Source organism: Halosegnis marinus, from assembly GCF_029338355.1.
GTDB lineage: Archaea > Halobacteriota > Halobacteria > Halobacteriales > Haloarculaceae > Halosegnis > Halosegnis marinus.
Genome location: NZ_CP119802.1, coordinates 1,269,246 through 1,290,073, shown reverse-complemented (window position 1 = coordinate 1,290,073; position 20,828 = coordinate 1,269,246). Strand labels below are relative to the sequence as shown.

The 20,828-nt window shown below is 70.2% G+C and carries 20 protein-coding genes; 6 read left to right on the top strand and 14 right to left on the bottom strand.

Annotated elements, in window-relative coordinates:
- Positions 1–40: 40 nt before the first annotated feature.
- Positions 41–484 (top strand): DUF7382 domain-containing protein, encoded by a 444-nt coding sequence (locus tag P2T37_RS07175; RefSeq protein ID WP_276236117.1) that lies wholly within the window; start codon positions 41–43, stop codon positions 482–484.
- Here the strand turns inward: P2T37_RS07175 and P2T37_RS07170 are convergent.
- Together P2T37_RS07170 and P2T37_RS07165 are read right to left on the bottom strand one after the other, a co-directional pair.
- The gene (locus P2T37_RS07170) at positions 474–2,000 is read right to left on the bottom strand and encodes a lipopolysaccharide biosynthesis protein (protein ID WP_276236116.1); all 1,527 of its coding nucleotides are present in this window, start codon (positions 1,998–2,000) and stop codon (positions 474–476) included. The genes P2T37_RS07175 and P2T37_RS07170 overlap by 11 nt on opposite strands.
- Positions 2,001–2,052: 52 nt before the next feature.
- Entirely contained in the window at positions 2,053–2,367 is a 315-nt protein-coding gene (locus P2T37_RS07165) for a hypothetical protein (RefSeq protein ID WP_276236115.1), read from the bottom strand.
- A 126-nt stretch (positions 2,368–2,493) separates the two neighbouring features.
- Here P2T37_RS07165 and P2T37_RS07160 point away from each other — a divergent pair, with 126 nt between their 5' ends.
- Entirely contained in the window at positions 2,494–3,126 is a 633-nt protein-coding gene (locus P2T37_RS07160) for a pyroglutamyl-peptidase I (protein ID WP_276236114.1), read from the top strand.
- Here P2T37_RS07160 and P2T37_RS07155 read toward each other — a convergent pair whose 3' ends face one another.
- The 11 genes from P2T37_RS07155 to P2T37_RS07105 all read right to left on the bottom strand — a co-directional run bounded on the left by P2T37_RS07155 (position 3,127) and on the right by P2T37_RS07105 (position 15,884).
- Positions 3,127–3,870: a protein-L-isoaspartate O-methyltransferase family protein gene (locus tag P2T37_RS07155; RefSeq protein ID WP_276236113.1), complete on the bottom strand. Its 744-nt coding sequence runs from the start codon at positions 3,868–3,870 to the stop codon at positions 3,127–3,129.
- Between the two features lie 21 nt (positions 3,871–3,891).
- Positions 3,892–4,773: a hypothetical protein gene (locus tag P2T37_RS07150; RefSeq protein ID WP_276236112.1), complete on the bottom strand. Its 882-nt coding sequence runs from the start codon at positions 4,771–4,773 to the stop codon at positions 3,892–3,894.
- 70 nt (positions 4,774–4,843) lie between these two features.
- Positions 4,844–5,878: a DNA repair and recombination protein RadA gene (radA, locus tag P2T37_RS07145; protein ID WP_276236111.1), complete on the bottom strand. Its 1,035-nt coding sequence runs from the start codon at positions 5,876–5,878 to the stop codon at positions 4,844–4,846.
- 110 nt (positions 5,879–5,988) lie between these two features.
- Complete coding sequence (gene pspAB / locus P2T37_RS07140; protein WP_276236110.1) at positions 5,989–6,633, bottom strand: PspA-associated protein PspAB; 645 nt, start codon at positions 6,631–6,633, stop codon at positions 5,989–5,991.
- Positions 6,634–7,515 (bottom strand): zinc metalloprotease HtpX, encoded by an 882-nt coding sequence (htpX, locus tag P2T37_RS07135; RefSeq protein ID WP_276236109.1) that lies wholly within the window; start codon positions 7,513–7,515, stop codon positions 6,634–6,636.
- Between the two features lie 52 nt (positions 7,516–7,567).
- Positions 7,568–8,893 carry an ABC transporter ATP-binding protein gene (locus P2T37_RS07130; protein WP_276236108.1) on the bottom strand — a complete coding sequence of 442 codons (1,326 nt, stop codon included), beginning with the start codon at positions 8,891–8,893 and terminating at the stop codon, positions 7,568–7,570.
- Positions 8,890–9,963 (bottom strand): ABC transporter ATP-binding protein, encoded by a 1,074-nt coding sequence (locus tag P2T37_RS07125; protein ID WP_276236107.1) that lies wholly within the window; start codon positions 9,961–9,963, stop codon positions 8,890–8,892. The genes P2T37_RS07130 and P2T37_RS07125 overlap by 4 nt, the downstream gene beginning before the upstream one ends.
- Positions 9,963–11,237, bottom strand: coding sequence for an ABC transporter permease (locus tag P2T37_RS07120; protein ID WP_276236106.1), 1,275 nt, complete (start codon positions 11,235–11,237; stop codon positions 9,963–9,965). The genes P2T37_RS07125 and P2T37_RS07120 overlap by 1 nt, the downstream gene beginning before the upstream one ends.
- Positions 11,238–12,254 (bottom strand): ABC transporter permease, encoded by a 1,017-nt coding sequence (locus P2T37_RS07115; RefSeq protein ID WP_276236105.1) that lies wholly within the window; start codon positions 12,252–12,254, stop codon positions 11,238–11,240.
- A gap of 31 nt (positions 12,255–12,285) precedes the next feature.
- Positions 12,286–14,166, bottom strand: a complete 1,881-nt coding sequence (locus tag P2T37_RS07110; RefSeq protein WP_276236104.1) for an ABC transporter substrate-binding protein — start codon at positions 14,164–14,166, stop codon at positions 12,286–12,288.
- Positions 14,167–14,255: 89 nt separating this feature from the next.
- The gene (locus P2T37_RS07105) at positions 14,256–15,884 is read right to left on the bottom strand and encodes a gamma-glutamyltransferase family protein (RefSeq protein ID WP_276236103.1); all 1,629 of its coding nucleotides are present in this window, start codon (positions 15,882–15,884) and stop codon (positions 14,256–14,258) included.
- A gap of 106 nt (positions 15,885–15,990) precedes the next feature.
- Between P2T37_RS07105 and P2T37_RS07100 the strand changes: the two genes are divergently transcribed.
- From P2T37_RS07100 to mdh, 4 genes are all read left to right on the top strand, one after another.
- The gene (locus P2T37_RS07100; RefSeq protein WP_276236102.1) at positions 15,991–17,112 is read left to right on the top strand and encodes a 60S ribosomal export protein NMD3; all 1,122 of its coding nucleotides are present in this window, start codon (positions 15,991–15,993) and stop codon (positions 17,110–17,112) included.
- Complete coding sequence (locus P2T37_RS07095) at positions 17,105–18,103, top strand: class I SAM-dependent methyltransferase (protein ID WP_276236101.1); 999 nt, start codon at positions 17,105–17,107, stop codon at positions 18,101–18,103. Before P2T37_RS07100 ends, P2T37_RS07095 begins: the two co-directional genes overlap by 8 nt.
- Before the next feature lie 38 nt (positions 18,104–18,141).
- Positions 18,142–19,338, top strand: coding sequence for a metal-dependent hydrolase family protein (locus P2T37_RS07090; protein ID WP_276236100.1), 1,197 nt, complete (start codon positions 18,142–18,144; stop codon positions 19,336–19,338).
- Between the two features lie 112 nt (positions 19,339–19,450).
- On the top strand, positions 19,451–20,365 hold the full coding sequence (gene mdh, locus P2T37_RS07085; RefSeq protein WP_276236099.1) for a malate dehydrogenase: 915 nt from the start codon (positions 19,451–19,453) through the stop codon (positions 20,363–20,365).
- 152 nt (positions 20,366–20,517) lie between these two features.
- On the opposite strand, the gene P2T37_RS07080 is transcribed toward mdh, so the two are convergent.
- Positions 20,518–20,769 (bottom strand): ferredoxin, encoded by a 252-nt coding sequence (locus P2T37_RS07080; protein WP_276236098.1) that lies wholly within the window; start codon positions 20,767–20,769, stop codon positions 20,518–20,520.
- Positions 20,770–20,828: the final 59 nt, after the last annotated feature.

Genomic DNA, 20,828 nt, shown 5'->3' with positions numbered 1-20,828 from the left:
CGGACGCGGGTTTATGTGAGAGAACGGGCCCACCGCCCCCGTGTTCGAGACACTGCTGTCGGACGAGCGCGCCATCGAGGGACTGCCGGTTCGACTCGTCGTCGCGCTCGTCGTCGGCGTCGCGTCGCTGTCGGTGATGATGAACATGCTGTCGGGGCTGTCGGCAGTCGGGGTCTCCGAACTCGACGTGCGGCCCCAGCCGGAGGTCACGGCCCCGGGCGACGGGAGCGTCGCCGTGACCGTGGTCGGTCCCGGCGGCGCGCCGGTGTCGAACGCCACCGTCATCGCGCGCGGCGACTCCGCGCGGCTGGACGGGGTGGCGACGGCGCGGACGAACGCCTCGGGCGTGGCGACGTTCGACATCGACCCGTCGCTCGGGCCGAACCAGGCGGACGGGACGGTCGCGTTCGAGGTGAAGCCGCCCTCCGGGTCCCGGTACGTCGACCGGCGGGCCAACACCGACCTGCTCGTCGTCAGGGGATAGCCGCGCGGTAGCGGTCGGCGAGCGCGCCGACCAGCCGCCGCTCGGCCGGGGCGAACCCGAGCCACAGCAGCGCCGCGGCGTACACCGCGAGGCCGAGCAGGGAGCCAACGAGCGCACCCGGCGCGCCGGGCACGAGGGCCCGCGCGGCGAGCGCAACGGCCGTGAGCGGCACCGCCGCGAGGAGCGGCTTGGCGTGCGCCCGCGTGAGCGGCTGCAGCCCCTCCAGCCGGTAGAGCACGGCGACTTCGAGGACGTTGTTCACCGTGAGCATCAGCAGGTAGGAGGCGACGACGCCCGCGATGCCGTATTCGAGCGTCAGGGGTATCGAGACGACCACGAGGCCGGCGGTGATGGCGGAGTTGACGACCAGCAGCGCGCGCTGGTGATCGGTCATCATCAGCAGGATGCCGACGCTGCCGGCGGCGCAGGCGACCCACTGTGCGACGACGAACGCCGGCAGGAGGTACGCGTAACGGACGAACGTCTCGCCGAACAGCGCCATCGTCTCGACGCGGAAGACGACCACGGGAACCGAGAGTCCGGTGACGCCGACGAGCACCAGCCGGCTGGTCGCGCCGTAGAGCCGCGAGAGCGCCTCGCGGTGGTCCTCGCCGTGGAGCGCCGCGGCGACGGGCGGCATGAACTGGTTGATGCCGACGAGCGGGAGGCGGACGAGGCCGCCGAGCAGGACGCCGACGGCGAACACCGCGCCCGCCGTCCCCGTCAGCAGGACGGCGATGAGCGGGTAGAAGCCGAGCCGCTGGATGGTCGTCGGGACGGTCCCGGCGAGGACGGGAGCGGTGTACTCGGCGTAGCGGCGGTGGAGGGCGCGGGCGTCCGGGCCGCGCAGGCGGGGGCGGAGACCGCGCTCGCGGCCGAGCCAGCCGACCGCGGCCAGCCCCGCGGCGGCCGCGACCAGCGGCGCGCCGACGGCGACGACGAGCAGGCTGTCGGTCGCCAGCCCGAGGCCCGCGACGCCGAGTTGGAGCGCCGGGAAGCCGACCCGCTGTGTGAGGTTCAGCGCCCCGACCTCCTCCAGCCCGCGCAGGAGGCCGGCGGCGGCCTGGAGGACGACGGTGGCCGGGAGCGCGAGCGCGAACACCCGGACGTACAGTTCGAACGCCGCGCCCTTGTCGGCTATCGCGCCGACCGTCGGGGCCGCGAGGTAGAGCGCGCCGCCGAGGACGACGGCCCCGGCGACGGTGAGCAGCGAACCGAACGTCGCCACGAGGTCCCGCTCGGCGTCCGAGTCGGCGTTCGGGAGGTAGCGGCTCAGCCCGGTGCCGAAGCCGCCGCAGACGGAGACGAGGAAGTGCTGACAGCGTCGGGCGAGGACGAACAGCCCGTAGGCGCCCGCGGAGAAGCCGTTGGTGAGCAGCGCCGTGAACACGACGGTCAGCCCGCGCTCGACGAGGACGCTGGGGACGGAGACGACCGCGCCGTGTGCGACCCGCTCTAAGGCGTCGGCGAGTCGCGCGTCCGCGGGGTCGGCGTACTCCTCGTCGGCGTCGGACACACTCGCTCGCGGCCGGCGGCGGACAAAAGGACGGCGGTGGCGTGTCGCGGTTTCACGTGGTCGCGTTGCGCTCGGCGATGCGGTCGAACGCCGCAGGGTCCTCCCACAGCTCGCGGAGGGTCGCCGCGGCGAGGAAGCGCGTCGGCGCGGCCACCCACTCGGTCGTCACCTCCGAGTCGGGCGCGGGGGTGTCGCCGGCGTCGAACCACCACGCGAGGTAGCCGCCGTCTGCGAGTTCGGCGGTCGGGTAGAGGCGGCCGTCCACGGCCACGTCGAGTCGGGAGTCGGCGACCACGGAAGGGCGCTCGTCGCCCTCGTCGGCCACCGTCACCTCGATGGGGATGCCGCGCTCACCCACCGCGACCACCCGTGTGCATACCCACGACGTTCCCCCCGACGTACAAAAACCCGCGTCGGACGCCCGGCACACGAGGGCTTTCGTTCCCGCGGCCGAACGAACGGGTATGCACACATCCGCGCACGGAGGAACGCCGTGACCGTCGTCGTCACCGGCTACGAGCCGTTCGGCGAGTTCGACCGCAACCCCAGCGCCGCCGTCGCCGAGCGCGTGGACGGCGCGACCGTCCGCGGCGAGTCGGTCGTCGGCCGCGTCCTCCCGGTCGAGTTCGACGGGATCCGGGCGGAACTGACCGCGCTCCTCGACGAGCACGACCCCGACCTGCTCGTGGCGACGGGCCTCGCGGGCGGCACGCCCGGTATCCGGGTCGAGCGCGTCGGCGTCAACGTCGCGGACGCGGTGACGACGCCCGACAACGCCGAGCGCGACCCCGCGGACGAGCGCATCGCCGGCGGGCCGGCGGCCTACTTCGCGACCCTACCGACGACCGCCGTCGTGGCGGAACTGCTCGACGCGGGCATCCCCGCGCGGCTGTCGAACACGGCCGGCACCCACCTCTGTAACGACGCGCTGTACACGGGCCGCCACCTCGTCGAGACGGAGGGGTACGACGCCCGCGTCGGCTTCGTCCACCTCCCCTTCGACCCGGAGGGGGCCGTGGCGCAGGGGCGGGAGAACGGAGCGACACGGGGTGGGTCGGTACCGGCGAGCTTGCCGCTCGACGTGCAGGAACGGGCGATACGGCTCGCGATAGGGACCGGCCTGTAGTCAGAGCGCGTCGTCCCAGTCGATCCACTCCTGTTCCCAGCCGCGGCGGCGCTCGGCGGCGCGGCGGGCGTGTTCGGAGTCCTCGCGGCGGGTGCGGTTGCGTTCGAGCGTGGACGCCTGTTCGCCCTCCACGAGCATCGGCGCGAACGCGACCATGCCCAGCCGTTCGCGGTCGCCGCCCTCCGGACCGACGACCGTGAGCGTCTGCGTGCTCCCCCCTAAGGGAAGAACGAGACGGCCGTCGTCGGCCAACTGCGCGAGCAGGCGGCGCGGCGGCTCGATGGCGGCGGCTTCCACGAGGACGCGGTCGTAGGGGGCGTACTCGGGGAGGCCGTCGGTCCCGTCGCGGCAGTCGACGAGGACGGCCTCGTAGCCCGCTTCGCGGAGGTTCGAGCGCGCCTCGTACACGAGCCGGCGGTCGATATCGACGGCGTGGACGTTGCGCGCGCCGACCACCTCCGCGATGACGGCCGCGGTGTAGCCGACGCCGACGCCGACCACGAGGACGGTGTCGTCCGGCTCGGGCGCGACGGCTTCGAGCAGGCGGGCCGCGTCGGAGGGGGCGAGCACGCGCGTCCCCAGTCGTTCGTCCGTGCGGTCGGCGTACGCGACCGACTCGTCGTTCACGAACGGCTCGCGGGGGACCGCCCGCATCGCCGCGGAGACGCGCTCGCTGCGGACGACGCCCTTCGCCTCGTGTTCGAGGCTGTCCACCATGTCGTCGCGCAGTACCGCCGGGTCCATGTTCTGACTCCGGCGCGAACGCTATTGAACCCGACGCCCGACGGCGGCGAACAGGGGCGTTCCGGGGACGGCCTCGACCGCGCAGTCGAGGCCGGCCGCCGCGAACAATCCCCGGACGGCGGCGGCGGGGCGTACCCGCCCTTCGCCCCGCGCGACGGCTTCGAGGTCGGCGAGCGCCCCGCCGGACGAGCGGTCGCGGAGAGGGCCGACCGCGACGACGACCGGCGCGGCCTCGGCGGCCGCGGCCAGCCACCGCTCACACGCCGGGTCGTCGTGACGTTCGAGGAAGCCGGGGAGGAGAACGAGGTCCGCGTCGGGTATCGCCTCCGGCCCCCCGGCTTCGAGTCGAACGGCCGTCGGGGACAGCAGGGGTTCGACGGCGTCGGCACGGGCGGGCGTCTCGACGATCGTCGCGTCGAGACCGCGCGCGAGCAGGTCCCGGGCGTGGCGCCCGGGGCCGTCGCCGACGACGGCCGCGGCGTCGGCCCCGGGAGCCGCGCGAATCGCGGCCGTGACGGCCGCGCGGACCGTCGCCTCGTCGGTCGCCCACTGCGCGCCGAGGTCGTTGCGGAGCGCGTCGGGCGACTCGAAGGAGTCGCCCTCGCCGAGCGCGACCCACCCGTCCACGGCGTCGAGCGCGGCCGGGAGCGAGCCGACTGAACGGAGGTCCGTCTTCGTGAGGAAGCCCAGCAGGCGGTTCGTCGGCTCGTACTCGTCGCCGACCCGCTCGACGTAGCCGGCGTCGGCGAGCGCGGTCACGAACGCGTCCGCGGCGGCCGGGTCCACGCCCGCGGTGTCGGCCACGTCGGCGGGGGTGCCGGCCTCGGTGGCGAGGGCGTCGAGGACGCCGCGCTCGCGGGCGGCCCACAGACACAGCAGTTCGCGCGTCGAGGAATCGAGCATGGCCGCCGCTTCGGGGGCGGGCGGCTTGGGTGTACGGGAAAAGCGGCGCCGGGAGGGAGCGACCGGCGGGCTACTCGGGCTTGAGCCCCGCGTTCTCGACGCGCATGACGGCCTCGCCGTCGGGGAGGTTCGGCGCGTCGACGAGCTTCACGATGCGCTTGTTCCCCTTCGACTTCTTGAGGTACATCCGGAACGTGGACTTGTGCCCGAGGATGTTGCCGCCGATGGGCTTGGTCGGGTCGCCGAAGAAGGCGTCCGGGTTCGACTGCACCTGGTTCGTGACGAGCACGGCCGCGTTGTAGAGGTTCCCGACGCGGTCGAGGTCGTGGAGGTGCTTGTTGAGCTTCTGCTGGCGGTTCGCGAGTTCGCCGCGACCGACGTACTCGGCGCGGAAGTGCGCGGTGAGCGAGTCCACACACAGCAGGCGGACGGGGTACTCGTCGTCCTCGTGTTCCTTCGATATCTCCAGCGCCTTCTCCGCGAGGAGTATCTGGTGGTTGGAGTTGAACGCCTTCGCGACGTGGATCTTGTCGAGGACGTCCTCGACGAGCGCCTCCAGCGCCTCCTCGTCGGCGGCGCTCCCTTCTATCTCGCGGTGTTCGAGCTCCGCGTCGATGACGTCGTCGTCGAGCCCGCGCACCATCTCGTCGATGCGCTCGGGGCGGAACGTGTCCTCCGAGTCGATGAACACACAGCGGCCGTGGAGGCCGCCCTGCTCGGCCTGGAGCTGGACGTTTACCGCGAGCTGGTGGGTGACCTGCGACTTGCCGGCGCCGAACTCGCCGTACACCTCGGTGATGGACTGCGTCTCGACGCCGCCGCCGAGCATGTCGTCGATCTCCGGGATGAGCCACTCCAGCTTGCCGATCTCCTCGCGGCGCGCGAGTACGCTGGAGCCGGTCTCGAAGCCACCGATGTCTGCGGCCTCGCGGGCGGCGTTGATGATGTCGGAGGCCGAGGACTCGCCGACGTCGGCCTTGTTCGACAGTTCGGCGGGCGACGCGACGGCGATGGACTGATAGGAGTCGTAGCCGTTCTCCTGGAGCTTGTCCGCCGTCGCGGGTCCGACGCCGGGGAGGTCCTCGAGGTCTTGACTTGCGGCCATGTCCCCGACTTGTGCGTCCGGGGATATAAACCCACGTTAACAGCGTAGTGGAAGTGAAAGCGCCGGGCGAAAGGCCCGCGGTTCTCGGGAGGACCGGAGGTTCAAACCGCTTAGTTCGTCTCGCGTTCGCGTTCGGCGGCGAGCGGGCGACCCCACGGGTACGCGTCCCCCTCGGGCCACAGCGGGTACCAGTACCCCTTGTCGTCCTCGACCGTGAGTTCGCCATCGAGCACGGACTCGAGCTTGAACTCCGCCGACGAGTCGCGCTCGCGGCCCCCGCTCGGCACGAACGGGTAGTAGCTCCCGCGCCGGAACGAGTAGAGCCAGTAGCCGGTCGCGCCCGTCCGCGTGTGGTCGAACGCGAACGCCGCCGCGAGCAGTCTGGAGCCGAAGCCGGCCTCTATCATCGTGTCGGCGGCGAAGTGCGCGCTCGTCACGAGGTCCTCGAAGTCCTCGTCGGCGAGGACGACCCAGTCGTAGCCGTGCGCGTCCGTGCGGAACTCGAAGGCGGTGCCCGTCTCCGCCTCGCCCGCGTCGAGGACCGCGTCGACCTCGTCGCGGGCCGCGGCGAAGGCCGTCGAGTCCACCCCCGAGAAGCAGAGCGCGGCCTCGCCGGCCGGCTCGTAGTCGAGTTCGGCCTCCATCGTCACGTACGCGGTCGAGAGCGCGAACAGGTCCTCGGGGTCGGCGGCGCGGGTCGCGTCGGCCTCCGCGGCCAGCCCCAGCGCCTGCCGGATGGTGTCGAGCAGCCCCATTTACTGCGTTTCGAGCTCGCGTTCCAGTTCCTGGAGCCGTTCGACGCGCTTCTCCGTCGAGGGATGCGTCGAGAACAGCCGCCCGACCACGCCCGACTTGATGGGGATGACGAAGAACGCGTTCATCTCGGCCTGGTCGCGGAGGTCCTCCTTCGGCACCTGGTCCATCTTCCCGCTGATCTTCAGCAGGGCCGAGGCGAGCGCCGCGGGCTTGCCCGTGATGACCGCACCGCCGCGGTCCGCGGAGAACTCCCGGTACCGCGAGAGCGCGCGGATGAGCAGGAACGAGACGATCCACACGACCAGCGACGCGACGATGGCGACGATGACCGGCGCCTGATTGCCGCCGCGGTCGCGCCCGCCGCCGAACAGCCATCCCCACCGGACGATGAGGAAGGCGATGGTCGAGAGGAAGGAGGCGACGGTCATCACGGCCACGTCGCGGTTCTTGATGTGCGCGAGTTCGTGGGCGATGACACCCTCCAGCTCCTCCTCGGTCAGCGTGTCCATGATGCCGGTCGTCACGCAGACGGCGCTCGACTTGCGCGACCGGCCCGTGGCGAAGGCGTTCGGCACCCGCGAGTCCGCGACCGCCACCTTAGGTTTCGGCAGGTCGGCCTGCTGGGCCAGCCGCGAGACGGTCGCGTGCAGCCGTGGGTACTCCTCCTCCGACACCTCGCTCGCGCCCATCGAGTAGAGCGCCAGCTTGTCGGAGAAGAGGAACTGTGCGCCGAGGAACAGGGTCATCACGACCAGTATCGGGAAGATACGGCCGGGGAAGAACACGGCCATGGCTCCGACGAAGACGATGTAGAGGGCGAACAGCAGGAACATCGTGAGGAACATCCTGCCGCGCAGCCCCCAGTCCGCTTTCCACTCCATACCACCGGTAGCGGGCGTGCGGATATAGGCCTCCCGGCGCGGGGCCGGGCGGTCAGTCGTCGGCCGAGCCGAACGCGATGTCCTCCTGGGGCGTCGCCTCGACGGCGGCGTCGTGGAGGTGGCAGGCGACGCGCCGGCCGTCCTCGTCGACCAACTCGGGGGACTGTTTCGCACACACCGTCGGGAACGCCTCGCGCAGCGTCTCCGAGGCCGAACCGGTCCCGTCGTCCACCAGCGCGTCGATGGCCTCAGTCAGGGCGCGCTCGGCGTCCGTGTCCGACAGCGGCGTCGGGAGGTCGAACTCCGTGCGCACCGCCCGATCGACCGTCTCCCGCGACAGGTCCTCGTCCTCCGGCGGGAGGTCGTCGAGCGAGAGGTGGCTCTCCGCGAGGCTCCGCGGGTCCAGCCCGCCCCGGTCCGTCCGCGAGCGGAAGTGGAGCAGGTTCCGCCACACCTTCTGATCGAGCGTGACGTCGTCGGGCGCGATGACCGAGGGACACCGGGTGTGGAACCGGCAGCCGCTCGGCGGGTTCGACGGGTTCGGCACGTCGCCCGTCAGCTCCACGCCCTCGCCGCGCTTGCGCGGGTCCGGCTGCGGGATGGAGCCCATGAGCGCCTTCGTGTAGGGGTGTTTCGGGTCGTCGAACACCTCCTCCGTCGGGCCGGACTCGACGATTTCCCCGAGGTACATGACGTTCACCCGGTCACACACCTGCCGGACGACGCCCATGTCGTGGCTGATGAGCAGGATGGAGAGGCCGAACTCCTCCTGGATGTCCTCGATGAGCCCGAGTATCTCCGCCTGAATGGAGACGTCGAGCGCGCTCACCGGCTCGTCGGCCACGATGAAGTCGGGGTTGACGACGAGCGCACGCGCGAGCGCGACCCGCTGTTTCTGCCCGCCGGAGAACTCGTGGGGGTACCGGTCGGCGTCGCGCGCCGACAGCCCCACGCGTTCGAGCAGGTCCTGCGCGATGCGCCGACGGCGCTCGCGGTCGGTCATCCCGTGGATCTTCAGCGGCTCGGCGACCGACTCGCCGATGCTCATCCGTGGGTCGAAGCTCGACGACGGGTCCTGGAAGATCATCTGGGCCCGCCGGCGGAACGCCTTCAGCTCGCCCTTCGAGTACTCCGTGATGTCGTCGCCGTCGAACAGCACGCTGCCGTCGGTCGGCTCCTCCAGGCGGAGCAGCGAGGTCGCGGCCGTGGACTTCCCGCAGCCGGACTCGCCGACGATGCCGACCGTCTCGCCCGGCCGGACGTCGAAGTCGATACCGTCGACCGCGCGCACGCGGCCGACCTCGCGCTTCAGGACGCCCTCGGTGATGGGGTAGTGTTTCTCCAGCCCCTCCACCTCGACGAGCGGGTCGGTCGTCATTCCGCGTCACCTCCGGGGCGGCCGCCGTCGGAGCGGACCTCCTCGGTGTCGGCCATCGTGTTCGCCTGCCCGCGCACCGTCGAGGCGTCGAAGCCGTCGCGGTAGTAGATACAGGAGGCACAGTGGTCGTCGTCCGGGCCGTCCACGCCGATGGGCGGCACCTGGTCGCCGACGCGACACTCCTCGATGGCGTACTGACACCGGGGGTTGAACCGGCAGCCGTCCGGCGGGTCGGTCGGGTCGGGCAGCGAGCCGCCGATGGCCTCGGTCGCGTCGCCGCGTCCGGGCAGACATTCGAGCAGCGCCTGCGTGTACGGGTGGGCCGGGTCCTCGAACAGCTCGTACACGTCGCCCCGCTCCATCACCTTGCCCGCGTACATGACGACGACGCGGTCGGCGATCTCGGCGACGACGCCGAGGTCGTGGGTGATGAAGACGATACCCATGTTGAACTCCTCCTGGAGGTCCCGCAGCAGGCGGAGTATCTGCGCCTGGATGGTCACGTCGAGCGCCGTCGTCGGCTCGTCGGCGATGAGCAGGTCGGGCTCGGCCGCGAGCGCCATCGCGATGACGACGCGCTGGCGCATCCCGCCGGAGAACTCGTGCGGGTAGTCGTCCACCCGGGAGGCCGCCTCCGGGATGCCGACGCGGTCGAGCAGTTCGATGGCCCGCTCGCGCGCGACCCGCTTTTTCACGTCGCGGTGGAGCTGGACGGCCTCGATTATCTGTGTCCCGACCGTGTAGACGGGATTGAGCGCCCCCTGCGGGTTCTGGAAGATGTGGCCGATGCGGCCGCCCCGCACCTTCTCGAGCCGCTTCTGGTTCGCCTCGACGAGGTTCTCCCCGTCGAACAGCACCTCGCCGGAGACGCGTCCCGGCGGGATGTCGATGATCTTCGTGATGGCCTCACAGGAGACGGTCTTGCCGGAGCCGGACTCGCCGACCACACAGACCGTCTCGCCGCGGTCGACGTCGAAGCTGACGCCGTCGACCGCTCTCACGACACCGCCGTCGGTGTCGAACTGGACGTGTAGGTCGTTGACGGAGAGGAGGGGTTCGGAGCTTGACATCAGGTGTCACCTCGTCGGGGGTCGAGGGCGTCGCCGAGGGCGTCGCCGAGGAAGTTGAAGCCGAGGATGGTGAAGAACAGGAAGATACCCGGGATCGTCGCGATCCACGGCGCGTTCGCGAGGTCGCCGCGGCCGGCCGAGATGGTCTTCCCCCACGACGCGATGCCGGGGTCGGTGACCCCGAGGAACGCCAGGGCGGCCTCGAAGAGGATGTACCCCGGAATGAGCAGCGACGCGTTCGTGATGATGGTGTTCGAGACGTTCGGCAGGATGTGTCGCCGGATGACCCATCCGTCGCTCGCGCCGGCGTTCTCCGCGGCGCGGACGTACTCCTCCTCGGTCCGCTGGAGCGCCTCCGAGCGGACCAGCCGCGCCGTCCCCTCCCAGCCCAGCAGCCCGAACAGGGCGATGAGCATGAACAGGGTCGGCTCGAAGAAGTACGAGAGGATGAGGAACAGGAAGAACGACGGCACGGACGCCTGCAGGTCGACGTAGCGCATCAGCACCTCGTCGACGTAGCCGCCGAAGTAGGCGGCCGTCGTGCCGACGAGGCTGCCGAGCGTGATGACGAGCAGCATCGTGATGAGGCCGACCTGCATGCTGACGCGCATGCCGAGCACGAGCAGCTTCAGGATGCCCTGGCCCTCCCCGGTCGTTCCGAGGGGGTAGGCCCACGTCCCCTGACACACCTGCGTACCGGCGGCGTTCGTCGCGACGTCGCCGAGACAGCTGATGGGGACCGTGTTCGGCACGGTCATGAACACCGGCGGCTGGTACGCCTCCAGCGGCTGTATCTCGGGGCTCTGCAGGAACAGCGGCCCGACGATGCCGATGACGAAGATTATCGCGAGGTAGATGGCGCTCACGACGGCGGCGCGGTTCTTCTTGAACTGCCGCCAGTAGTTCGCGGCCAGCCGGGGGTTGTTCTGCAGCGGCTTGACGCCGTAAAAGTAGCCCACGGCGACCGTCACGATGAACAGCCAGTCGGTCCCGGAGAAGTCCCAGGTGAACGTGAAGTCCAGCCCGACGGCCTCGAAGGGGATCCACAGCGTCGGGCCGGTCGTGTTCGCCACGAACTGCCCGAGCGCGGAGCCCTCCATCCCAAGCGGGGACAACAGGAGGACGTTCAGCCCGTCCTGCAACAGCAGGCCGTCGTACGCGAGCACCCCGAGGTAGAGGGCCGCGAACGCGAGCATCTGCTTGCCGGTTCCGGAGAGGCCGACGCCCCCCATGTCGTCCCAGTTGATGTCGCGGAAGGTGTCCTGTGTCGCCATCTATCGGTCACCGTAGTCGATGCGGGGGTCCAACACCGTGTAGGAGATGTCCTGAATCAGGTTCCCGAGCAGCAACAGCAGGATCGGGATGAGCGACGTCCCCATGAACAGCGGCGTGTCCTGTGCGATCAGCGCGTCGTACGACAGCTTCGCCAGGCCGGGGATCTGGAAGATGACCTCGACCAGATACGCGCCGGCGAAGAACAGCCCGAGGATCTGCGCGATGAAGATGGTCATCAGCGGGATGAGCGCGGGCCGGAAGATGTGCCGGAGGAGCACGCGCCAGTCGCTCGCGCCCTTCGCGCGGGCGGTCTTGACGAACTCGGCGTTGACGTACTCCATCGCGGTCGCGCGCGAGTAGCGCATCTGTCCCGCGATCTGGGCCGTCGAGAGGACGATGATCGGCATGACGAGCTGCCGGAAGTTCTCCCACGACACCCAGCCGTGGTTCAACACCACGTCCGTCTGGTAGTACACCGGTAAGGGTAACAGCTGCAACCCGAACAGCGACACCTCGGGCGCCTGCACCGCGAGGACGAGGATCAGCATGATGCCGAACCAGAAGTTCGGGATCGAGATGCCGAAGAAGCTGATGAACGTCCCGGCGTAGTCGGTCTTCGTGTAACGGTGGGTGGCCGAGTAGAGGCCGACGCCCGTCCCGAACACGATGGACACTATCGTCGCGGGCAGCGCGTACTGCAGCGAGTACGGGTACGCGATGGAAATGGCGGTCAGTACCTCCTGGTTCCGGGTCTGCGACCAGCCCCAGTCGCCGGTCGCCATGTTCACGATGTAGTCGATGTACCGCTCGTGAAGCGGGCCCGTGAGACCGCGTATCTGTCTGTACGTCTGTTCCGCCTGTTGAACGTCACCGCCCTCCGTCGCCGCGCTGAAGAGGAAGGCAGCCTCGCCCCCGCCCGGGGCCAACTGGATCAGGGCGAAGTAAAACGAGAGGATGACGAACGTAGCGAAGGCTGCCCAACCGAGGCGCCGCGCTACGTACCAACGCATGCTCATGATTGCGAAAGGATGTGGGGGGGGATTACTCTTACTCGAAGCTGTACCCGTCGGCGAGGTTATCGGCGAGCAGGCGCTGGGCCTGGCCGACACCGTTGGAGTCCGGACCGCCGAACCGGACTACCTGGTCCGCGACGTACCAGCGGGAGTACTCCGGCTGGTGGGTGTACGCCGGGGTCGCGAGCCCGCGGTTGATCTGCTCGGCGATGACCTGCTTCGGGATAGCCGTCGAGATGGCCTGCCGGACCTCCTTCGTGCGGAGCTGGTCCCAGCCGTTCGCGCGCTGGTTGTACGGCATCAGGCCGAGGAACGGGTTCGGCGAGAGGACGACGTTGATACCGTCCGTGTTCGAGAGCGTCTCGTACTGTGCCTGCGGAATGCCGGTCGCGTCGATCTCGCCCGCCTGGAACGCCGAGATGCGCGTGGACTGTTCCGAGAACACCTGAATCCGGTACTCCTCGAAGTACGGGACGTCGCCCCAGTCGGCGACCGTGTTCGCGGCGTAGTAGTCCTCGTTACGGCTCGCGACGAAGACGGCGTCGCGGTCCCAGCGCTCGTAGCTGTACGGACCGAGGTTGCCGGCGTACGCCATCGTGAGGATCTCCTCGTCCTCGTTCAGTTCGTTGCCGATGGCGATCTGCTCCTCCTCGTTGGAGGCGTCCTGGACGCGCTCGTAGTACGGCTCGACGAGGCCGCGCGGGAGACAGTAGGCGCCCCAGAGGATGGGCTTCTGGATGAACGCCGGGTCGGGCTGGTTCAGCGTGATGCGGAAGGTGAGCTCGTCGACCTGCTCGACGCCCATCGGCTCGCCGTTCTGGAAGAACGTGCTGTGGTTGACGTCGCCCGCCCAGTTCACGTCGGACTGGCGGACGTTCCGGATGTAGTACACCCAGTCGTCGGCCGTCATCTGGCCGTAGTCGGCGCCCCACTGGAGGTTGTCGCGGAGCGTGAACTCGAAGGCCGTCGCGTCCTCGTTCTGTTCGTAGCTCTCGAACCAGAGGCCCTGGAACTCGGACTCGCCGCCGACGAGCGTGTACGCGCCGTCGAGCGGGAGCCCGATGCGGGCGTCCGACTCCGCGTCGTTGCTCCGGATGGGGTTCAGCGTGCGCGCCGGGGCGCTCGTACCGCTGACGTAGGTACCCCCGACCGAGGGGCTGTCGCCGAAGTAGCGGGTCTGGTAGTTCCAGCCGAACGAGAGGTCCGGCTCGCCGAGCCCGTTGACGCGGTCACGGAACCCGTTGAGGTACGTCGACAGCGTCAGGAAGTCGGCGGGCTGGTCCTCGGAGATGATGCCGAAGACCTCCCCGAACAGCTCGCGGCGCGTCGCCTCGTCGGCCGTCTGGGAGGCCTCGGAGAGCTTCGGCTCGACCGGCTCGGACGGCTTGTAGCCGTAGTAGTTGACCGTCGCGATGTCGCTGTCGACGTCGGACCAGAACACGTTGATCGAGGAGGGCGTGCGCGGATAGGCGTTGAACCCGATGCCGGTCATCAGGTCCCACGGCTCCGCCGACGTGGACTCGTCGCGCGGGCCGCCGTTGAACGAGCCGCCGTTCTGGGCGTACTGCGCGAGCATCTGGTTGAAGCCGAGCCCGGTCAAGTTCGTGTTAATGCCGACCTCGCCGAGCTTCTGCCCGATGAACTCCGCCGTCGTTTCCGTCGTCTGGCTCCCGGTGGAGTAGACGTGCGTTAACTCGACCTGGTTGCCGTCCGGGCCGACGAGCGTGTCGCCGAGACTCTCCGCCGTCTCGGTCGCCGTCTCGGTCGCCGTCGCGTCCCCCTCGCCGTCGTCGTCCGTCGCCGTCGGCGTGGAGCTGTTGTTCGTACACCCGGCCAGACCCGCGACGCCACCGACGCCGAGGCCCTTAAGGATGTCCCGTCTATCGAATCCGTGTCCACCACTGTCGTGAGACATATCCACAGTCTACGTCCTAAAGTATAAATAGCCTACGACTGAAGATTCGAAGGGAAAACGCGGTCGAAGTTGTTACTCGTTCACAACCCCTATCGCCCGACGGCGTTGCCGTCCTTTCTCGGTTCGGTCGCCCCGGACAACACCCCGTCCGCGTCGCGGCGGACGAACTGCGCCCCGCCGAACATGATGGGGGGCAGCACCGCGAGGTCGTGGCCCTTCCGGAGCAGTTCGTTCTGGAGGTCGGTCGGGAAGCGCGCCTCGACGGCCAGTCGCCCGTCCTCGCGGTAGCGCCACCGCGGCTCGTCGAGCGCCTCCTGCGGGGCGAGCCCCTCGTCGAGCAGGTTCGTCAGCACCTGGAGGTGACCCTGCGGCTGCATGAACCCGCCCATGACCCCGAAGGCGGCCCAGTCCTCCTCGTCGGCGTCGGGCGCGAAGTCCACCAGCCCCGGGATGAGCGTGTGGAACGGCCGCTTGCCGGGTTCGAGCCGGTTCGGGTGGTCGTCGTCGAGCGAGAACGACGCGCCGCGGTTCTGGAGCGCGATGCCGGTGTCCCCGGCGACGAGTCCCGAGCCGAAGCCGGCGAACCGGGAGTTGATGTACGAGACGACGTTCCCCTCGTCGTCCGCGACACAGAGCAGGACGGTGTCGGCGTCCTCGCCGTTCGTCCCCTCCATGAACGACACGTCCGCGCTCGCGGTGTCGCCCACCTCGCTCGCGCGCTCGCTGGCCCACTCCGCGGAGTTCAGCGGCGGCAGCTCCTCGTACTCGGGGTCGGTGATGTAGCGGTGGCCGTCGTGGAACGCCCGCTTCATCGCCTCCACGAACAGGTGGACGCGCTCGGCGCCCTCGGCGTCGGCCGCGCCCAGCTCCGAGGCGATGTTGAGCGCCTCGAGGACGATCATCCCCTGGTTGTTCGGCGGGAGTTCGTACACCTCCGCGCCGTTGTACGTCGTGGAGACCGGGTCGAGGAACTCCGGCTCGAAGTCGGCGAGGTCCTCGACGGTCATGAAGCCGCCGGCGTCCTGCACCTCGACGGCTATCTGCTCGGCGATGTCGCCCTCGTACACCACGTCCGCGCCCTGCTCGGCGATGCGCTCCATCGTCCGGCCGAGTTCCGGCAGCGTGACCAGTTCGCCCGCCTCGGGGGCGCGTTCGCCGTCCACGAGGTAGGCGTTCCGGGCGTTCTCGTTCTCGAAGAGGTCCTCGGCGTAGCTCCACGCGTCCGCGATGACCGGCGACGCGGGGTACCCCTCGGTCGCGTACCGGATGGCGTGCTGGAGGTTCTCGCCGAGCGTCCGCCGGCCGAGTTCCTCCGTCGTGACCTCCCAGCCGCGCGCCGTCCCCGGCACCGTGACCGCGTGGGGGCCGAGCATCGGCATCTCCGCCTCGCTCGGGTCCTCGTCGTCGTCCGCGACGGCCTCGCGTACCTTCTCACGCGTCGCGCCCGCGGGGGCACCCCCGCACGAGCGCATCGCGCCGACCTCGCCGTCGGCGGTGCGGTACAGCGCGAACACGTCGCCGCCCAGTCCCGTGGAGGTCGGCTCTACGACGTTGAGCGCCGCCGCGGTCGCGACCGCCGCGTCGAAGGCGTTGCCGCCGTTTTCGAGCGTTTCGAGCCCCGCCGTCGCGGCGAGCGGCTGGCTCGTCGCCACCATCCCCTCCGTCCCGAACATCGTGGACCGGCGCGAGCCGAACCCGTCTATCCTGTGTCCGTCCATGTCCGGGGGTCGGACCCCCGCGACAAAGGTTCCGCGACACCGGCCAGCCGCTCGTGGCCCGCCCGCGGACGCGGACTTTAAACGCGAGAACGCACCAGAACGGGTAATGAGCGAGTCACGGCAGTTCTGTCCCCGGTGTGGCGACCCGGTGGAGCGCCCGCCCGACGCCGACCTGCCGGGCGGGCCGAGCGACCCCGACGCCGTCCTCTGTGACGACTGCTACTTCGCGGACTTCGAACTCGTGGACGCGCCCGACCGCATCGAGGTCCAGGTGTGTTCCCAGTGCGGCGCGGTCCACCGCGGCAACCGCTGGGTGGACGTGGACGCCGACGACTACACCGACGTGGCCGTCGACGAGACCGCCGACCGGCTTGGGGTCCACGTCGACGCGCGCGACGTGACGTGGGGCGTCGACCCCGAGCAGGTGGACCAGAACACCATCCGGATGCACGCGACGTTCACGGGATTCATCCGCGACACGCCGCTCCAGGAGACGGTGGTCGTCCCCGTGTACATCGCGCGGGGGACCTGCGACCGCTGCGGCCGCATCGCCGGCGACTACTGGAACGCGCTGGTGCAGGTCCGGGGGACGAACCGCACCCCCACCGACGCCGAGATGGACCGCGCCGAGGAGATCGCCCGCGACTACATCGCCGAGCGGGAGGCCACCGGCGACCGGAACGCGTTCATCACGAGCGCGGTCCGGGAGTCCAGCGGCCTGAACATGAAGATCAGCGCGAACCAGATGGGCGAGGCCATCGCCCACCGCATCGTCCGCGAGTTCGGCGGGAACGTCTCGGCGGCCGAGACGCTCACCACCGAGGACGGCGACGGCAACGAACTGTACCGGGTGACGTTCGTCGCGCGCCTGCCGGAGTTCACCCCCGGCGACGTGGTCGACCTCGACGACGGGGACGGCCCCGTCCTCGTGACGAGCGCCCACGGGAACCTGAAGGGCGTCCGCGTCGAGACGGGCGAGCGCTACGAAGCGAGCCACGAGGAGGGCATCGCGCCCGAGGGTCGGAAGCTCGGCACCCGAGAGGACGCCGAGGACACGACCGTCGTGGCCGTCGAGGACGCCCGCGCCGTGCAGGTGCTCGACCCCGAGACGTTCGAGACGAAGACCGTCCCGCGGCCCGACTACATGGACCCCGACGCCGACGAGGTGCCCGTGCTCCGCTCGCGGGCGGGCCTCCACGTCCTCCCCGAGGACGCCGAGGATGTCTGACCTGGCGGCGGTCGTCGAGCGGGAGCGCGCCGAGACCGCGATGGACGCGCTCGCCGCCGAGGGCGTCTACGACGACAGCCGCTCCGTGCGCCCCTACGGCGAGGGCGTCGCCGTGCCGGTCACCGCGCCCCCGGAGCGCGTCGACGTGCTGGAAGTCGTAGAGACCGACCTCCCGCCGCGCAACCGCGACCTGCGCGACCTGCTCGCGGCGCGGGGGTGGACCGACGACGAACTCGACCGCGCGCCCGCGTCGTGGGCGGTGGTCGGGACGTGTGTTCTCGTTCGCGCGCGCGAGGAGTCGCTCCCCCGGCCCGACGAGGTCGGCGAGGCCCTGCTGGAGCTCCACGGCGAGGCCGACACGGTGCTGCTGTCGCACGGTATCGCGGGCGAGCACCGCGAACCCGACGTGGAGGTGTTGGCGGGCCTCGGCGACACCGAGGTCGTCCACACGGAACACGGCACGCGGTACGCGCTCGACCTCGCGGAGACGATGTTCTCGCCCGGCAACCAGGCGGAACGGGTCCGCATGGGCGAGGTCGTCGCGCCCGACGAGCGCGTCCTCGACATGTTCGCCGGTATCGGCTACTTCACGCTCCCGATGGCGCGGGCCGGCGCCGACGTGACTGCCGTCGAGGTGAACCCGACCGCCTACCGCTACCTCGTCGAGAACGCCGTCCTCAACGGCGTCGAGGACCGCGTCTCGGCGTTCCGCGCGGACTGTCGCGACGTGGACGCCGCGGCCGACCGCGTCGTGATGGGCTACTACGACGCCCCCGACTACCTCGACGCCGCGCTCGACGCGCTCGCGCCCGGCGGGACGGTCCACCTCCACGCGACGACGCCCGAGTCCGACCCCTGGGCGCACCCCGTGTCCCGCCTCGAATCCGTCGCTGGCGAGCGCGGGCGCGGGGTCGAAGTGGGCGACCGCCGGGTCGTCAAGAGCCACGCGCCGGGGGTCGAACACGTCGTCGTGGACGCGATAGTCGACTGACAGGGGGCTATATGCGGCCGGCGTCCCGACCCGACGGTATGTACGTCGACTGCGGAACGCTGTTCACGGGCGGGGAAGTCGTCGAGGACGGACGGTTCGCCGTCTCCGAGGGCCGGGTGACGGCCGTCGGGACGCGCGACGAGGTCGCGGCCGATGGCGACCGCGTGGACCTCTCCGGGGAGGTGGTGACGCCGGGGTTCGTGGACGCGCACCTCCACCTGAAGGGCGGGCGCTCGATGGACCCGATGGACTGGGTCGCGGGGACCACGGCCGAGAGCGCGGCCAACGCCGTCGCCGACGCCGGGAAACTGCTCGACGCGGGCTTCACGACGGTCCGCGACGTGGGGTCGGACGTGGCCATCGGAGTGCGCAACGCCATCGACGCCGGCGAGGTCGAGGGGCCGCGCGTCTACACCTCCGGGCTCTCCATCTCACAGACCGGGGGCCACGGCGACCTCCACATGCTTCCCCGGGAGTGGGTGAAGGACGGCGCGGGCATCTCCACGCTCGCGGACGGGGCCGACGAGTGCCGCCGGGTCGCCCGCGAGCGCCACCGCGAGGGCGCGGACCTCCTGAAGATAATGACCACGGGGGGTGTCCTCTCGGAGAAGGACTCCCCGACGGAGGCGCAGTTCACCGACGAGGAGGTGGCCGCGCTCGTGGAAGAGGCCCACCGCGTCGGGATGCCCGTCGCCAGCCACGCGCAGGGGGCGCCGGGTATCAAGCGCGCGCTGGAGAACGGGGTCGACACCATCGAGCACGGCTTCCACATCGACGACGAGTGTCTCGACCTGTTCGAGGAGACGGGCGCGACGTTCGTCCCGACGCTCGCAATCATGCACCGCATCGTCACGAAGGGGGAGGACCACGGCGTCCCCGAACACGGCCTGCGGAAGGCGCGCGCGGCACAACAGGCCCACTTCGAGTCCGTCCGCCGGGCGAAGGCCGCGGGCGTCCCCATCGCCGCGGGGACGGACTTCATCGGCCCGGACCTGATTCCCCACGGCGAGAACGCGCTCGAACTCGAACTGCTCGTCTCGGAGGTCGGCTTCACCCCGACGGAGGCCGTCGCGGCCGCGACGAGCGTGGCGGGCCGGACGATACCCGACGACGTGGGCGGCCTCGCCGAGGGGAACCACGCCGACTTCCTCGCGCTCGGCGGCGACCCGCGCGACGACATCGACCACGTGTACGACGTGGACGCGGTGTACAAGGGCGGCGAACGGGTGCGGTAGGGGGCGACGGCACGCTCGGCGTTCGGGAGCGTTCGCTCCGCTGACGCCTCGTGCGGCAGGAACTACGCTTTCGAAGCGTTTAATCGCGGACCGACCGACTCCCCGGACGACTATGGCTAAGGTTAGCATCATCGGCGCCGCCGGCACCGTCGGGGCCGCCGCTGGCTACAACCTCGCGCTCCGCGACGTCGTCGACGAACTCGTCTTCGTGGACATCCCGGACATGGAGGAGAAGACCGTCGGGCAGGCGGCGGACACGAACCACGGCATCGCCTACGACTCCAACACCGTCGTCCGACAGGGCGACTACTCGGCCACCGAGGGCTCCGACGTGGTCGTCATCACCGCGGGCATCCCGCGCAAGGAGGGCCAGACGCGCATCGATCTCGCGGGCGACAACGCGCCCATCATGGAGGACATCGGCGCCTCCATCGCCGAGTACAACGACGACTTCGTCTCGGTGACGACCTCGAACCCGGTGGACCTGCTCAACCGCCACCTGTACGAGGCCGGCGACCGCGACCGCCACAAGGTGGTCGGCTTCGGCGGCCGCCTCGACTCCGCGCGGTTCCGCTACGTCCTCTCCGAGCGGTTCGACGTCCCCGTGAAGAACGTCGAGGCGACGATTCTGGGCGAGCACGGCGACGCGCAGGTCCCGGTCTTCTCGAAGGTCCGCGTCGACGGTCGCGACCCCGAGTTCTCGCCCGACGAGCGCGAGGAGATACTCGGCGACCTCCAGGAGTCCGCGATGGACGTCATCTCCCGGAAGGGCGCGACCCAGTGGGGGCCGGCGACCGGCGTCGCCCACATGGTCGAGGCCATCCTGAACGACACGGGCGCGGTGCTGCCCGGGTCGCTGGCGCTCGACGGCGAGTTCGGCTACGAGGACACCGCCTTCGGCGTCCCCGTCAAGCTCGGCTCGAACGGCGTCGAGGAGGTCGTGGAGTGGGAACTCGACGACTACGAGCGCGAACTGATGGACGAGGCGGCCGAGAAGCTCTCCGAGCAGTACGACGAGATCGCGTAACGGCTACTCGTCGCGGTCCTCGTCGGCCGTTACTCCCGTGCCGACGAAGCCGGCCCACTCCTCGACGTGCGTGCCGACGTCGCGGTCGCGGTGACTGCGGGACATACTACCGGATTCATCACGAGTATCGTATATAACGGTTGTGCCGGCGCTCAGACGACGCGCTCGTCGCCGTCGTACACCCGGATGGCGTCGACCGGACACGACCGCGCCGCGAACTTCGCGTCCAGTTCCTCCCCCTCCGCGACCTCGCGGACCCTCACGTCGTCGCCCCAGTCGGCCTCGACCTCCTCGCTCCCCGACAGCACGGCCTTGCCGGCCGTCTCGTCCCGCTCGAACGCGTCCCACTCCGCGACGCACTGGAACATCCCGATGCAGGTGTCGCGGTCGTACTCGATGCGCATACCCCGGCGACACGGCGGGCGGGCAAAGACCTGACGGGCCGACGAACGACGGTTTAAAT